Here is a 13372-nt window from a genome sequence, read left to right on the forward strand (position 1 = left end):
CTTGATGTCGCTCAGCCCGTTCGGCTCGCTCGGCACACTCGACTGGCTCGGCACGCTCACTGGGTCCTCCCCCTCGGTACTTTCAGTTCCACTTCGGTGCCCTGTCCGGGGACGGACACCAGCTCGGCGGTGCCGCCGAGGTCACGCAGCCGGCCGCGGATGGACAGGGCCACTCCCATCCGGCCCTCGCCCTCCGCCTGGTCGAGGCGCCCGGCCGGGATGCCCGGGCCGTCGTCCCGGACGGTCACGATCACCTCGTCGCCCCAGTCCTCGACCAGGATCCAGGCCCGGGCACCCTCCCCGGCGTGCTTGCGCACGTTGTCCAGGGCCGCGCCCACCGCCGCGGCCAGCTCCTTCGCCGCGGGCACCGGCAGCGGCACCGGGGTGCCCGGCTCGGCGAAGCTCACCCGCGACCCGGCGTGCGGGGCGAGCAGCGTCCGCAGGTCCAGCTCGCCCTCGTCGGCGCCGGGCTCGTCCACCTCGTACGCGTCGACCAGCGCGCCGAGCGACTCGTCGCGGGAGATCCGGGAGGTGTGCACGAGCCCGCTGGAGACCAGGGTGCGCAGCGCCACCTCCTGCTCCCCCGCCATCCGGCCGAGCTCCGCGGCCTCGCCGCCCAGCTCGGTGCCGCGCCGCTGGACCATGGCGAGGACCTGGAGGACCCCGTCGTGGATGTCGCGGGCGAGGCGCTCGCGCTCGCGGGTGGCGGCCTCGATCTCCAGGGCGCGGGCGAGGGTCGCCTCGCTGGCCCGGGCGACCTCGACGACGTACCCGATGGCTATGGAGGCCACCCAGACCAGCAGCACGTTGTGCAGGGTGTCCCGGGTGGGGTCGCCGCCGTGGACGACGATGTTGGCCACGGCCACGAAGGTGGAGGCGAACCCGGCCCAGCGCCAGCCGCCCTTGATGGCGAAGGCGAGGACCGCGCCGGCCGTCCAGATGCTGGGCAGGGTGGGACCGCCCGCCACGATCCGCTCGTGGGTGTCCGCGATCGGGGTCAGCAGGATGCCGACGATCGCGACGGTGAGGTCGGCGACGAGGAACCGCCTGGTGCAGCTGGCGGCGTTGGCGACCTTGGAGTAGGTCGCCAGGGTCCACACGGTCAGGCACGCGAGGTAGCCGACCGCGACCCAGGGATGGTCGAAGCGCTTGTACGCGGACCCGAACAGCAGGATCGCGTAGACCATGGTGAGCAGCCGGTAGGCCGTCAGGGCCCGCCACAGCGGCTGCTCGACCGACATGCGCACGACGCGCTCGCGTTTCGCCATCTCCCCCACCCCTTGCGGGCGGTGCCGCCCGTCCTACTCCGCGCTCTTGTCGGCCTTCTCGGCCTTCTCGGCCTTGTCCGCCTTGTCGGCGGCCTTGGCGGCCTTCTCGGCGTCGGCGATCTGGCGCTTGGCCGCCGTCGCGTAGATGTCGACGTACTCCTGGCCGGAAAGCTTCATGATCTCGTACATGACCTCGTCGGTCACCGAGCGCAGGATGAAGCGGTCTCCGTCCATGCCCTGGTAGCGGCTGAAGTCCAGCGGCTTGCCGATCCGGATGCCCGGGCGCATCAGCTTCGGGACCACCTTGCCGGGCGGCTGGATCTTCTCGGTGTCGATCATCGCGACGGGGATCACCGGGGCGCCGGTGGCCAGGGCCACGCGGGCCAGGCCGCCGGGCTTGCCGCGGTAGAGGCGACCGTCGGGTGAACGCGTCCCCTCGGGGTAAATACCGAACAGCTCCCCGCGTTCGATGACCTCGATGCCGCTCTTGATGGCGGCCTCGCCGGCCCCGCGGGCGCCGGAGCGGTCCACCGGGAGCTGGCCGACGCCCTTGAAGAAGGCGGCCGTCAGCTTGCCCTTGACGCCGGGGGAGGTGAAGTACTCCGCCTTCGCGATGAAGGTGACCTTCCGGTCCAGCACGGCCGGCAGGAAGAAGGAGTCGGAGAACGAAAGGTGGTTGCTCGCGAGGATCGCCGGCCCCTCCGCGGGAATGTTCTCGAGGCCCTCCACCCAGGGCCTGAAGGCGAGCTTCAGGGACCCGCCGATGGAGAACTTCATTGCGCCGTAGATCAACTCGAATGCCTTCCTGTGTCTGTCGAACAGACCTTATCCCCTGGGTCGGCCCCAGCGGCCCGACGACCCTGGTCGGTGTCACCCCGGTCGCGTACGGTGAAGTCACACAGCGCTACGTACCCCCCACCCCTTCCTAAGGAGACCCTGGTGCCCGTCCTCCCTGGAGCAGAGCCGTTCCGCCACGAGGGCGGAGAGGTCGGCGTGCTTCTCTGCCACGGCTTCACCGGTTCCCCGCAGTCGCTGCGCCCCTGGGCCGAGTATCTGGCCGAGCGGGGTCTGTCGGTGTCGCTGCCGCTGCTGCCCGGGCACGGGACGCGCTGGCAGGACATGCAGCTCACGGGCTGGCAGGACTGGTACGCGGAGGTGGACCGCGCGCTGCGGGAGCTGCTGGACCGGTGCGAGCGGGTGTTCGTCTTCGGGCTGTCGATGGGCGGGGCGCTGACACTGCGGCTGGCGGCGAAGCACGGGGACGCGATCAGCGGCATCGTGCTGGTCAACCCGGCCAACAAGGTGCACGACCCGCTGGCCTTCGCGCTGCCGGTGGCCCAGCACTTCGTCCGGTCGACGCCGGGGATCGCGAGCGACATCGCGAAGCCGGGGTCCGACGAGGTCGGCTACGACCGGGTGCCGACGCGGGCCGCGCACTCCCTGCGGCAGTTCCTCCGGCTCGTGGACACGGAGCTGCCGCAGGTCACGCAGCCGGTGCTGCTGCTGCACAGCCCGCAGGACCATGTCGTGCCGCCGGTGGACTCGGCGCGGGTCCTCGCCAGGATCTCCTCGACGGACGTCACCGAGACCCTGCTGGAACAGAGCTACCACGTCGCGACGTTGGACTACGACGCGGAGCGGATCTTCGCGGACAGCTTCGCGTTCGTCGGGCGGCTCACGGAGAGCGTCAGCAGGGAGGGGGCGGCCAGCGGTGGCTGAGCACGAGGAATCACCAGGGGGTGTGCCCCCGCTGGACGAGGAGGCGGCGTGGGCGGCGATCGTCGCCGGGTACGGGCAGGAACCGCCGGACCCGCCGGGGGCGCGACCGTTCAGACCGATCGAGAACCTGATGCTGCCGGAGGAAGACGTCAAGCCGGAGCCGTCGGCGTCTGAGCCGGATCCGGAGCCTCCGGCGCTGGGCAGCTCGGTGGTCTTCGCCCCGGGCGTGGGCATCGCGGGCCCGGGCCCCCGGGACCACTCGCCGGCGGAGCCGGCGGACTCGGACACGCCTGAGGCCGAAGCCGGGGAGGAGGGACACTTCGTCCAGCCGGAGCCGGAGCTGCCGCAGGCCGACACGACGACGAAGTTCGCGTGGCTGGCGGTGGTGGGCGGCCCGGTCCTGTTGCTGCTGGCGGTGCTGCTCCAGTGGGACATGACCTGGTGGCTCACGACGCTGGGCATCGGCGGCTTCCTGGGCGGCTTCGCCACCCTGGTGGGCCGGATGTCGCAGGGCGACGACGACGATGACGACCCGGGCCGCGGCGCGGTCGTCTGACCCTCCCGACGCGCCACTCGCGCGGCTCGGCCCCTGGGGGGCCTTCCCGGCTTCGCGCCGCTTCGCCGGACTCCGTCCGGCGGGGGCCCGGGGCGGCCGCCCGGGCGGGCGCGGGACGGACCAGGTGCGGGACTCCATCGCCGAACCCGGGCCGCTGGATGCGGCGGGCCGGGTGCGGCGCCGCCTTGCAAGCGCCCCCGGGCTGCGCCCGGGCCCCTGGGGCTCCGCCCCAGACCCCGCGCCTCAAACGCCGGCGAGGCTGTATCGGCCCGGCCCGACAGGTGCGGCGAAGCCGGGATTGGCCCAGACCGGCCTGACGGGTGCGGCGAGGCCGGGGTTGGCCCGGACAGGCCTGACGGGTGCGGCGGGGCTGGGGTTGCCATCCGGGCAAGCCAGTCCGCCGGGCGGGGTGCCGGGCGAAGCCCGGGCACCCGCAGCGCCCGCCGCACCATCCAGCCCCGCCGGCGTTTGAGGCGCGGGGGTCCGGGGGCTGGTCCCCGGCAACGGCGCCGCAGACACACGACCACGGGTGCCGCACGACCCGGCCCCGCCCCACATCCAACCGCGCCAACCCAACCCCGGCTTCGACGACCCCATCCAGTCCCGCCGGGGCGGGGGCTGGCCGGGGCTGGTTCACCGGAGTGGTGTCGGCGGCGCGGGAGCGGCGGGCGGTGTGTCAGGGGGCCGGAAGGCGGAGGGTGGCCAGGACTGGGAGGTGGTCCGTGGCCGTGTGGAGGTCGGAGGCGGTGACGCCCGGAAGGGCGGTGGGGACGCCGCAGGCCAGGACTTCCACGCCCCGGGAGGCGAAGATCGCGTCGATTCGGCGGGACGGCGTCGGGGCGGGGAAGGTGTGCTCCCCGCCCCAGGGGGCGACCGTGCGGCAGTCCTGGAGGCAGGCGGCGACACGGGCGAAGGCCTGGCCCTGCGGGGGCTCGTTGAAGTCGCCCGCCACGATCTTGTACGGGGTGTCCATCCCCTCCAGCCGCTCCAGCAGCAGCCCCGCCTGGGCGAGCCGCTCGCCGGGGTCCAGCGAGAGGTGCGCGCTCAGCACCCCCACCCGCGCCGCTCCGAGCCGTACGACGGCGGTCGCGAAGCCTCGCCGGTGCAAGCCGCGCGTCATCGGCAGCAGCACGTCTTCGGTGCTTTCCACGAAGGCTCGTAGGGAACACAACAGCAGCGGCCCGGCCGCCGTCGCACCCCCGCTCAGCACCACCAGCTCGCTCTTCGCCGCCAGCCGCGCCGCGTGCTTGCGCCAGCGGAAGAACCGCGGGGCCTCCTGGACGAAGACCAGGTCGGGGGCGCACGCGCGGATCACCCTCGCCAGCGCGTCCTCGTCGTCGCGCAGCGAGCGGATGTTGTAGCTGAGCACCCGGATCACGGCAGAACCGTCGGGCTCCGTATGGGACTTCGGCAGCGAAGGCAGCACAGGCAGGTCCATGCCCCGCAAGATACGCAGCTGCCCGCCGCTCCCCCAGAGGGCGCGGCGGGCAGGACGGGGAACAGCCGGTGTCGTCAGCCCTGGCGGGCCAGGTCCGCCGCGCCGACGAGCCCGGCCTTGCCGCCGAGCTGCGCGGCCAGCACCTGCGCGTGCGGACGCCACGCGCCGCCGATCAGCCAGCGCTTGAAGGACTTGCGGATCGGGTCGAGGACGAGGTCGCCCTCGTCGGAGACCCCGCCGCCGACGATGAACGCCGACGGGTCGAAGAGAGAGGCCAGGTCCGCGAGACCCGCGCCCGCCCAGCGGGCCAGCTCGCGGAAGGAGTCGATGGCCACCAGGTCACCGGCCCGCGCGGCCTCGCTGATGTGCTTGCCCTCGATGCCCTCGGGGGTGCCGTCGCCGAGGGCGAGCAGCGTCGCCGCGTTCTCGGGGGTGGCGTTCGCGCGCTGCTTCGCGTACCGGACGAGCGCGCGCCCGGAGGCGTACTGCTCCCAGCAGCCCTGGCTGCCGCAGCCGCACAGCAGGCCGTCCGGGACGACCCGGATGTGCCCGAATTCGGCGGCGACGCCGAAGCGCCCGCGCCGCAGCTTGTTGCCGATGATGATGCCGCCGCCGAGGCCGGTGCCGAGGGTGATGCAGATGACGTCCTCGTGGCCCTGACCGGCGCCGAAGCGGTATTCGCCCCAGGCCGCGCAGTTCGCGTCGTTCTCGACGACGACCGGCAGGCCGATGCGCTGCTCGACCTTGTCCTTCAGCGGCTCGTGCCGCCAGTTGATGTTGGGCGCGAAGAGTACGGTCGCGCGCTTGTCGTCCACGTAGCCGGCGGCGCCGATGCCGACGGCCTCGATGGTGTGGTTGCTGCTGACCTCGGACACGGCGGAGCAGATCGCGTCCGTCACTCCGTCCGCGGTCGGCGGGGTGGGCACCTTGTACGTCTCAAGGATGGTGCCCTCTTCGTCGACCACGCCGGCCGCGATCTTCGTGCCGCCGATGTCGACGCCGATGGTGAGTCCCATTAGTCCCTCGGTTTCCGGTCAAACCCCGCCACGGCCAACGGTACCCGAGGGCGGAGGCGCCTCAGTCGAGATCGATCCGCCCGCTGGGGCCGTCGTCCTCGGGGCCCTCACCGTCGTCGCGGGGGTCGCGGGCGTCCCGGGGGTCGCCCTCGTCGGCCGCTGCCCGGCGCGGGGCGGGCGGCTCGTCCTGGGTCCAGCGGCGCTCGTGGCCCTCCACGGCCGAGCGGTAGGCGGCCAGCAGCTCCGAGCCGGCGGCCGCGAGGTGGTCGAACACCTCGGGGTTGCGCTCGATGACGGGCTTGGCCGCGGTCTTGGCCTGGTTGACGAACTGCCGCACCGCGCCTTGGGCGGCGCCGCCCAGCAGCGGGTTGTTCAGCGCGGAGACCTTGTCGGCGACGGCCTCGAACAGCTTGAACAGCTCCTCGGCGGCGGTCCCGGTGGCCCCGCCGGCGCCGGCGCCCTGTTCCGCCCGGCGGCGGGCCCTCTCGGCGGCGAGGTCCTCGGCGCAGGCCTTGGCCCAGGCGTCGTCGTCGGTGGGGCGGTCGGTGGCCTCGCTCATGGCGGACTCTCCTGCGGCGGCTGCGGGACGTGCGGTACGGGCTACCTTCGACGTTACCCGAATGGGGGTACGGGCTTCAGCGCTCGCGGGGCCAGAGCCCCGGGTCGGGGGTGAAGCGGATGCGGAGCGCGCCGTCGGCGAGGGCGGCGCCGGAGACGGTGCAGCGGCGCAGCGCGGCGGGCAGCGGAACGATCCTGCGGTACGGGCCGACCGTGAGCAGGAGCTCGTCGCCGCGCCGGATCAGGTCGAGGTCGCGCTTCTCGGCGCGGGGCAGCGGAACCACCCAGACGAGCACCCCGTCCTCGGCGAGGCGGTCCTCGACGGGCCACTCGGGACGGGGCCCGGGGGCGGCGGCCGGGGCCGGCGGGGCGGTGTCCGGGAGGGCGGCGAGCGCCGCGAGGTCGTCGGGGCCCTGGGGGTCGCGGCCGAGGTGCGCGAGCGGGAGCACGGGCAGGTCGGCGGCCCACTGGGCGGTGTGCTTCTCCTGCTGGGCGGCGAGCCCGGCGAGCCACGGGTCCGCGGAGCCCCGGGGCAGGATCCGGTTGGCGACGACGTCGGCGACGCGCAGGCGCTGGAGGGCGAGCCCGAGCCGCCCGGTCCGCAGGGCGGCGTCGGCGGCCGGACCCGGCTCGGCGACGAGCCGTACCTCGGTGGTGTCGGCCTCGATGACGGCCTGGACGGCGGCCAGCTCCTCGTCCCAGCGCGCGGCGGCCTCGTACAGCCACTGCGCCGGCATGGGCACGCCGGCCAGCTGGGCGAGTACGGGGCGCAGGGCGCGGGCCGCCTGGCGCTCCGCGGGGAGCAGCCGGGCGAGGTAGCGGCGCAGCTGGGCGGGGAGGGCGAGGGTGGCGGCTGCCTGGTGCAGCGGGGGCATGTCCACGACGACGAGGTCGACGCCGGGGGCGGTGGCGGCCCGGCGCAGGGCCCTGAGCAGCGCGAACTGTTCGGCGCCGGGCAGCTCGGTGAGCTCCTCGGCGCCGAGGGCGCGGCCGCCGAGCATGCCGAGCACGGCGGCTCCGCGTTCCTGGAGCGCGACGAGCTCGGCCCGGAACTCCTCTCCGGAGTCGATCCGGCCGACGAGCACCCCGCCGGTCACGGGCACGGCCCGCATTCCGGGCGCGATGTCTTCGGGCGGCCCGTCGGCCGGCCCGACCAGCGCGGCCATCGGGTCCCCCGGATCACCGGACAGCAGCAGCACGCGCCGCCCCGCGCGGGCCGCGGCCAGCGCGGTCACGGCGGCGGTGGTGGTCCGCCCGGCCCCGCCGGGGCCGGTGACGAGCAGGGTGTGCATGGTGCGGTGCTCCTTGAACGCGGTGCCGCCTCGGGCTCCGCCCGGACGATGTGTGACTGGCTCGGCCGCCGACGCGCCTGGGCGGGGGCCCGTGGGGGGCTGTTCCCCTACCCGCCCTTCCACCGTTCCCCGAGCTCCGCCCGGCCCCGGTCCTCAAGCGCCGGACGGGCTGCCCCGGCCTCGAAAGCCGGACGGGCCGGAGGGGCCGGGCAGGCAGCCGCGTCCCGGCCCCGCCGGGCGGGGCCGCGGCGGGGTCCGGTCAGGCGGTGGCTTCGACGCGCTTCTTCAGGCCCGCCAGCGCGCGGTCGATGATGACCTTCTCCGCCTTGCGCTTGATCATGCCCAGCATCGGGATCTTGACGTCCACGGTCAGCTGGTAGGTGACCTCGGTGCGCTTGCCGCCCTCCAGCGGGGCCAGCGAGTACGAGCCGTCCAGCTGCCGCAGCATCTGGGACTTGTCCAGGGTCCAGCTGACCTCGTTCGCACCCTTCCAGGTGTAGGCCAGCGTGTGGTCGTCCTTGATCGCGCCCGCGTCCAGCAGCAGGCGGACCGTCGACGCGCGGCCCTCGGCGTCAGTGGCCAGCACCTCGGCCTCCTTCACCTCGCCGGTCCACTCGGGGTAGCGGGCGAAGTCGGCGATCACGGCCATGACGTCGGCCGGCGCCGCCTCGATCGTGATGCTCGAGCTGGTGTGTTCCGCCATCGCGGTCGCTCCTCCGTGGAGTGTTCGAGGAAGTGTGCGGGCGGCCCCCGGCCGCCGCGTGAAGGCTACCGCGCGTGCGGACCCCGCCACTCCAGCGGACCCCACGACTCCGTCAGATCCCCCCTGCCGCGGCTGAATCCAACGCCACCGCTCACCACTCGCTCACCACTCCAGCACCCACGGCCGCCCCGTCGACGCGAAGTGCCCGACGTTCACGCACTCCGTCCCCCCGATCCGCATCCGTCGCGCCAGCGGCTGGTGCACGTGCCCGAACAGCGCGTACCGCGGCCTGCTCCGCCGGATCGCGGCCAGCAGCGCCTCGCTGCCCCGCTCGAACCGCCGCGCCACCGTGTCGTAGCAGAGCTCCGGCACCTCCGGCGGGATGTGCGAGCACAGCACGTCCACCTCCCCCAGTGCCTCCACCTTCGCCGCGTACTCCTCCTCGGAGATCTCGTACGGCGTCCGCATCGGCGAGGGCAGGCCACCGCCGACGAACCCGAAGACGCGGCCGCCGATCTCCACCCGCTGCCCGTCCAGAACGGTGGTGCCGGGTCCGGCGTACTCCCGCCACAGGCCCGGGATGTCGACATTGCCGTACGTGGCGTACGTCGGGGAGGGCAGGGCCGCGAACATCTGCGCGTACTGCCGCCGGACCGCGCCCTCGATCAGCCGCTCCCGGTCGAGCCCGGCCCACAGCTGCCGCCCGAAGTCCCTGGCCTCCGCGAACCGGCGCGCCGTCCGCAGCTCCACGATCCGGTCGGCGTTCTCGACGCCGAACAGGTCGGGGAAGATGCCGCGCGAATGGTCGGCGTAGTCGAGGAAGAGGACGAGGTCACCGAGGCAGATCAGCGCGTCGGCGCCGTCTCCGGCCCGCGCGAGCGCCTCGGTGTTGCCATGGACGTCGCTGACGACGTGCACCCGCGTGCCGGCCCGGCCGGTTTTGCTGCCACCCATGCCCGCCACCCTAGGGGCGCCTGGGGAGTGGGGGTAGTGGGAGTCGTACAGGCAGCCGGACCTGCGGTTACTTCCGCGTCCCGAACGGGGTCGACTAGTGTCGGTACGGCACGGCCGCGTCATGTGACGCACGGAACATCTGGCCGGTTCCCTCTATCCGGAACCCACTACCGGTGGGTAACGTCCGGTCGGTCCACACGTGGCGATGGCGCCCAGAGGAGCAGCAGTCTTGCGCGAGTTCAGCCTTCCGGCCCTGTACGAGGTCCCGTCGGACGGGAACCTGACGGATCTCATCCGCCGCAATGCCGCTCAGCATCCAGACACCGCCGTCATGAGCCGCAAGGTCGACGGCCGGTGGCAGGACGTGACCGCGACCGAGTTCCTGGCCGAGGTCCGCACGGCGGCCAAGGGCCTGATCGCCTCGGGCATCCGGCCCGGCGACCGGGTCGCCCTGATTTCCCGCACCCGTTACGAGTGGGTCCTGTTCGACTTCGCGATCTGGAGCGCCGGCGGCATCACCGTCCCGGTGTACGAGACCAGCTCGCCCGAGCAGATCCAGTGGATCCTCGGTGACTCCGGCGCGGTCGCCGTCATCGCCGAGAGCCCCGCGCACAGCGAGGCCGTTGCCTCCCTGCGCGACCGGCTGCCGGAGCTGCGGGACGTCTGGGAGATCGAGGCGGGCGCCCTGGAGACGCTGGCCGTCGCCGGCGCCGGTGTCACCGACGCCGAGGTCGACGAGCGCAGCAACCTGGCCAACGCGGACGACCCGGCCACCATCGTCTACACCTCGGGCACCACCGGCCGCCCCAAGGGCTGCGTGCTGACCCACCGCAACTTCTTCGCGGAGTGCGGCAACGCGGTGGAGCGCCTGAGCCCGCTGTTCAAGACCGGCGAGTGCTCGGTGCTGCTGTTCCTGCCGGCCGCGCACGTCTTCGGGCGCCTGGTCGAGGTGGCAGCCGTTCTGGCGCCGATCCGGCTGGGCTGCGTACCGGACATCAAGAACCTCACCGACGAGCTGCAGTCCTTCCGGCCCACGCTGATCCTCGGCGTCCCGCGCGTCTTCGAGAAGGTCTACAACTCGGCGCGCGCCAAGGCGCAGGCCGACGGCAAGGGGAAGATCTTCGACGCGGCGGCCGACACGGCGATCGCGTACAGCCGCGCGCTGGACACCCCGCGCGGCCCGTCCTTCGGCCTGAAGCTGAAGCACAAGATCTTCACGAAGCTGGTCTACAGCAAGCTGCACGCCGTCCTCGGCGGGCGCGGCGAGTACGCGATCTCCGGCGGCGCCCCGCTGGGCGAGCGGCTCGGGCACTTCTTCCGCGGCATCGGCTTCACGGTGCTGGAGGGCTACGGCCTGACCGAGTCCTGCGCGGCCACCACCTTCAACCCGTGGGACAAGCAGAAGATCGGTACGGTCGGCCAGCCCATGCCGGGTTCCGTGGTGCGCATCGCGGACGACGGCGAGGTGCTGCTGCACGGCGAGCAGATCTTCAGCGGGTACTGGAAGAACGAGACCGCGACGGCGGAAGCGCTGGCCGACGGCTGGTTCCACACCGGCGACGTCGGCACGCTCGACGAGGACGGCTACCTCACCATCACCGGGCGCAAGAAGGAGCTCATCGTCACGGCGGGCGGCAAGAACGTGGCCCCCGCGGTGATCGAGGACCGGATCCGGGCACACGCGCTGGTCGCGGAGTGCATGGTGGTCGGTGACGCGAGGCCGTTCGTGGCCGCGCTGGTCACGATCGACGAGGAGTTCCTCGGCCGCTGGGCGGCGGAGAACGGCAAGCCGGCCGGCGTCACGGCGGCGGAACTGCGCGAGGACGCGGACCTCATCGCCGCCGTCCAGAAGGCCGTGGACGACGGCAACGCGGCGGTTTCCAAGGCGGAATCGGTGCGGAAATTCCGCATTCTGCCCTCCCAGTTCACGGAGGAGTCGGGCCACATCACGCCGTCGCTGAAGCTGAAGCGGAACGTGGTGGCGAAGGACTTCGCGGACGAGATCGAGGCGCTGTACCGCGGCTGATCAGGGCCGCCCGGCCCGCCTGGTCAGGGCCTGACCAGGGCCCGTTCAGGACCTGTTCGGTGCATGATCAGCGCGGGTCCTGGGCCAGGATCCGCGCCATGTTCCGCTCGGCGAGGGCCGTGATCGTGACGAACGGGTTCACGCCGAGCGAGCCGGGGATCAGGGAGCTGTCGACCACGTACAGCCCCTGGTAGCCCTTCGCGCGGCCGTAGTCGTCGGTGGCCTCGCCGAGGACGCAGCCGCCGAGCGGGTGGTACGTGAAGTTGTCGGCGAAGTTCTTGTTGCCGCCGAAGAGGTCGTACCGGTAGATCGTGAAGTTGGCCCGGTTGATGCGGTCGAAGAGGTTCCTGGCGGCCTGGACGGACGGGGTGTTCTGGTCCCGGCGCCACTGGAGCCGCGCCGAGTCGCTCGCCGCGTCGTAGGTGAAGTGGCCGCGCTCCGGGTTCTTGGTGATGGCCAGGTACATCGAGATCCAGTGCTCGATCCCCATGGGCAGCGGGGCGATCTCGGCGAAGACCGGGTTGGCCGCGTTGTCCCAGTCGTCGATGCCCATCGCCGGCATGGTGGCCTGGTTGCAGCCGACCGTGTCCCACAGGTGGTTGGCGCGGGCGGTCATGACGTTGCCGTTGTGGCCCCAGCCGAGCCCGACCTTGTCGCTGAGCGCGGGCAGCGTGCCCGTCTCGCGGGCGCGCAGCAGGATCTCGGTGGTGCCGAGGCTGCCGGCGCCCAGGAAGAGCTGCCCGCAGCCGAGTTCGCGCACCTGGGTGACGCGTCCGGTGACGTCGCTGGTCCGGACGGTCAACACGTATCCCCCGGCCGGGTCCTGCCGTACGCCGACCACCCGCTGCATCGTCTCGATGGTGACGTTGCCGGTGCCGATCGCGGCCGCGAGGTAGGTCTTGTCGACGCTCTTCTTGCCGTGGTTGTTGCCGTAGATGACCTCCCCGGCGAGCGCCGAGCGGGTGGCGGTGCCGGCCGCCTCGCGCTTCATGTACTCGAAGTCGTAGACGTTGGGGACGAAGACGGTCTTCAGCCCGGTCTTCTGGGCGTGCTTGCGGGAGATCCGGGCGAAGCGGTACCACTCCGTGGACTCGAACCAGGCCGGGTCGATGTCGCCCACGCCGAGCATGGCGCGGGCGCGCGGGTAGTAGGTGCCGTACATCTCGTCGGCGTCGACCCGGGGCAGCACCTCGGAGAAGTACGAGCGGCGGGGCGTCGGCGCCATGCCGCCGTTGACGAGGGAGCCGCCGCCGACGCCCCGGCCCACGTAGACGGACATGTCCCCGTAGTTCACCCGGTCCAGGACGCCCGGGTAAGGGCTGATGTCGCGGTTGACCACGTCGAGCCAGAGGAACTGGGCGAGCGGGGCCTCCGTGCGGGTGCGGAACCACATGGAGCGCTGGTCGGGCGCGGAGGTGGAGGGGAAGACCTTCCCGTCGGGCCCGGGGGTGTCCCAGAGCCGGCCCATTTCGAGGACGACGGTACGGACGCCGGCCTGGCCCAGGCGCAGGGCGGCGACGGCGGCTCCGTATCCGGAGCCGACGACCATGGCGGGGGCGTACTGCGCGGCTGGGGGCTCGACGGCCGCGGCGGAGGCCGCGCCGATCCGTGTGAAGCCGAGGGCGGCGGCGGTCGAGAGAGTGCCGAGCCCCAGCATTTGACGGCGCGTCAGGTTGGATGTCATGGCCGCATCATGAGCGGATTCACGCCGTCCGCCCATATGCGGTATTGACAGACATCTGAGGGACAGTCAGGCATGGCGGAGGATCATACGACTCACACGACCTGCTCGGTCGGGCGTACCACCAGCTCCGCCAGGGCCACCCGCCTCGGCCGCATCCC

Annotated in this window: 12 protein-coding genes; 3 read left to right on the plus strand and 9 right to left on the minus strand. The window is 72.8% G+C overall.

Translation table 11 applies throughout. The annotated features are described in order from the left end of the window. Positions 1-56: 56 nt before the first annotated feature. A complete protein-coding gene (locus OG982_RS07175; protein ID WP_266948174.1) occupies positions 57-1268 on the minus strand; it encodes a MacS family sensor histidine kinase in 1212 nt (403 codons plus the stop codon). Between the two features lie 33 nt (positions 1269-1301). Further along, entirely contained in the window at positions 1302-2045 is a 744-nt protein-coding gene (locus tag OG982_RS07180; protein WP_266792147.1) for a 1-acyl-sn-glycerol-3-phosphate acyltransferase, read from the minus strand. Positions 2046-2207: 162 nt separating this feature from the next. On the opposite strand from OG982_RS07180, the gene OG982_RS07185 reads away from it, so the two are divergent. Then, a complete protein-coding gene (locus OG982_RS07185) occupies positions 2208-2987 on the plus strand; it encodes a carboxylesterase (protein WP_266788735.1) in 780 nt (259 codons plus the stop codon). Beyond that, positions 2980-3543 (plus strand): hypothetical protein, encoded by a 564-nt coding sequence (locus OG982_RS07190; protein ID WP_266788733.1) that lies wholly within the window; start codon positions 2980-2982, stop codon positions 3541-3543. The genes OG982_RS07185 and OG982_RS07190 overlap by 8 nt, the downstream gene beginning before the upstream one ends. A gap of 676 nt (positions 3544-4219) precedes the next feature. Here the strand turns inward: OG982_RS07190 and OG982_RS07195 are convergent. The 6 genes from OG982_RS07195 to OG982_RS07220 all read right to left on the minus strand — a co-directional run bounded on the left by OG982_RS07195 (position 4220) and on the right by OG982_RS07220 (position 9504). Continuing rightward, the gene (locus tag OG982_RS07195) at positions 4220-4981 is read right to left on the minus strand and encodes an endonuclease/exonuclease/phosphatase family protein (protein WP_266788731.1); all 762 of its coding nucleotides are present in this window, start codon (positions 4979-4981) and stop codon (positions 4220-4222) included. Positions 4982-5055: 74 nt separating this feature from the next. Further along, a complete protein-coding gene (locus OG982_RS07200; protein WP_266948176.1) occupies positions 5056-5997 on the minus strand; it encodes an ROK family glucokinase in 942 nt (313 codons plus the stop codon). A 61-nt stretch (positions 5998-6058) separates the two neighbouring features. Further along, positions 6059-6556 (minus strand): DUF5304 domain-containing protein, encoded by a 498-nt coding sequence (locus OG982_RS07205; RefSeq protein WP_266948179.1) that lies wholly within the window; start codon positions 6554-6556, stop codon positions 6059-6061. Between the two features lie 76 nt (positions 6557-6632). Continuing rightward, the gene (locus tag OG982_RS07210; RefSeq protein WP_266948181.1) at positions 6633-7847 is read right to left on the minus strand and encodes an ArsA family ATPase; all 1215 of its coding nucleotides are present in this window, start codon (positions 7845-7847) and stop codon (positions 6633-6635) included. A 259-nt stretch (positions 7848-8106) separates the two neighbouring features. Next, on the minus strand, positions 8107-8550 hold the full coding sequence (locus tag OG982_RS07215) for an SRPBCC family protein (RefSeq protein WP_266788723.1): 444 nt from the start codon (positions 8548-8550) through the stop codon (positions 8107-8109). A 162-nt stretch (positions 8551-8712) separates the two neighbouring features. After that, a complete protein-coding gene (locus OG982_RS07220) occupies positions 8713-9504 on the minus strand; it encodes a metallophosphoesterase (protein ID WP_266788721.1) in 792 nt (263 codons plus the stop codon). Positions 9505-9733: 229 nt separating this feature from the next. Here OG982_RS07220 and OG982_RS07225 point away from each other — a divergent pair, with 229 nt between their 5' ends. Beyond that, positions 9734-11530 (plus strand): long-chain fatty acid--CoA ligase, encoded by a 1797-nt coding sequence (locus tag OG982_RS07225; RefSeq protein ID WP_266788719.1) that lies wholly within the window; start codon positions 9734-9736, stop codon positions 11528-11530. A gap of 67 nt (positions 11531-11597) precedes the next feature. Here the strand turns inward: OG982_RS07225 and OG982_RS07230 are convergent, their stop codons facing one another. Then, a complete protein-coding gene (locus OG982_RS07230) occupies positions 11598-13214 on the minus strand; it encodes a GMC oxidoreductase (protein ID WP_266948183.1) in 1617 nt (538 codons plus the stop codon). Positions 13215-13372: the final 158 nt, after the last annotated feature.

Origin of the sequence: Streptomyces sp. NBC_01551, from assembly GCF_026339935.1 — a bacterium.
In the GTDB taxonomy this organism is placed as follows: domain Bacteria; phylum Actinomycetota; class Actinomycetes; order Streptomycetales; family Streptomycetaceae; genus Streptomyces.

Bases quoted from the DNA above. Each gene is read 5' to 3' on its own strand.
- OG982_RS07175 (WP_266948174.1), bottom strand. From the start codon at position 1,268: ATGGCGAAACGCGAGCGCGTCGTGCGCATGTCGGTCGAGCAGCCGCTG.
- OG982_RS07180 (WP_266792147.1), bottom strand. From the start codon at position 2,045: ATGAAGTTCTCCATCGGCGGGTCCCTGAAGCTCGCCTTCAGGCCCTGG.
- OG982_RS07195 (WP_266788731.1), bottom strand. From the start codon at position 4,981: ATGGACCTGCCTGTGCTGCCTTCGCTGCCGAAGTCCCATACGGAGCCC.
- OG982_RS07200 (WP_266948176.1), bottom strand. From the start codon at position 5,997: ATGGGACTCACCATCGGCGTCGACATCGGCGGCACGAAGATCGCGGCC.
- OG982_RS07205 (WP_266948179.1), bottom strand. From the start codon at position 6,556: ATGAGCGAGGCCACCGACCGCCCCACCGACGACGACGCCTGGGCCAAG.
- OG982_RS07210 (WP_266948181.1), bottom strand. From the start codon at position 7,847: ATGCACACCCTGCTCGTCACCGGCCCCGGCGGGGCCGGGCGGACCACC.
- OG982_RS07215 (WP_266788723.1), bottom strand. From the start codon at position 8,550: ATGGCGGAACACACCAGCTCGAGCATCACGATCGAGGCGGCGCCGGCC.
- OG982_RS07220 (WP_266788721.1), bottom strand. From the start codon at position 9,504: ATGGGTGGCAGCAAAACCGGCCGGGCCGGCACGCGGGTGCACGTCGTC.
- OG982_RS07230 (WP_266948183.1), bottom strand. From the start codon at position 13,214: ATGACATCCAACCTGACGCGCCGTCAAATGCTGGGGCTCGGCACTCTC.